This is a genomic window from Luteibacter sp. P4_E6, assembly GCF_056401535.1.
On sequence record NZ_JBFUJE010000893.1, the window covers coordinates 1 to 1,005 of the forward strand.

Sequence of the window (1,005 nt, forward strand, 5' to 3'; positions counted from 1 at the left end):
GGGCAGACCACGACGCCGGCGGGGCAGGGTGCTGGTTACACCATCTACCAGCCTGATGGCACGGTCTACACCTCATTCTCGACTGGTAGTTGGAGCACGCAGAACCTCACAGGCCTTCCAGCGACCGGCACTTACAAGGTGTTCGTTAATCCTAGCTCGACCGTATACGGCATGACGGTTCAGGCCAGCATCACCTCGGGCGTTCATGGGGTGCTGGCCATTGAGGGACCATCGCAAAGCTTCGCCACGRCAACGCCGAGCCAGGCGGTCTACGTGACGTTCGATTCCGCAGGCGGCGAGAACCTCGGGCTTGGCATCACTGATATCACGACGGACTCCGCCTATAACGATGTTCTGGTGCAGATATACGACCCGCTTGGCCAGTATGTGGCCAGCAGCTGGTGCTACACGGCAACGCTGTGTTCGTTCCACATTGGCGACACCAAGCCGGGTACGTATAGCCTGGTCGTGACATCGGAAACTGGGGCGGTGATGGGTTTTGCTGGTCACGTCACCCGCGACGTCGTCGGTCCGAAGATTCCCCGGGACAACGGTGTGGCGACGCTGCAGCTGACCAAACAGGCGCAAAGCGGCTGGATGACGTTCGATGGTGTGGCAGGCGAAACGATCGCCCTTAATTTCACCGGGCAGACCACGACGCCGGCGGGGCAGGGTGCTGGTTACACCATCTACCAGCCTGATGGCACGGTCTACACCTCATTCTCGACTGGTAGTTGGAGCACGCAGAACCTCACAGGCCTTCCAGCGACCGGCACTTACAAGGTGTTCGTYAATCCCAGCTCGACTGCATATGGGCTATCTGTACAAGCCGCAGCTTCCTCAGGTGTCGAGGCGAACCTCATCCTTGATGGCCCAGTGGTGGGACTRCAGACCGTCTTCCCAAGCCAGAGTGCGTACCTCACGTACACGGCCACGGATGCTGGAGCGGTCAACTTCAATATCACCGATATCACCACCACATCTGTCTACAGGGACGTTCTGGTC

Annotated in this window: 1 pseudogene; it reads left to right on the forward strand. The window is 59.3% G+C overall.

The window, feature by feature from the left end:
• Positions 1-1,005 (forward strand): annotated as a pseudogene (locus AC1DT2_RS24410) (beta strand repeat-containing protein); the annotation flags it as partial.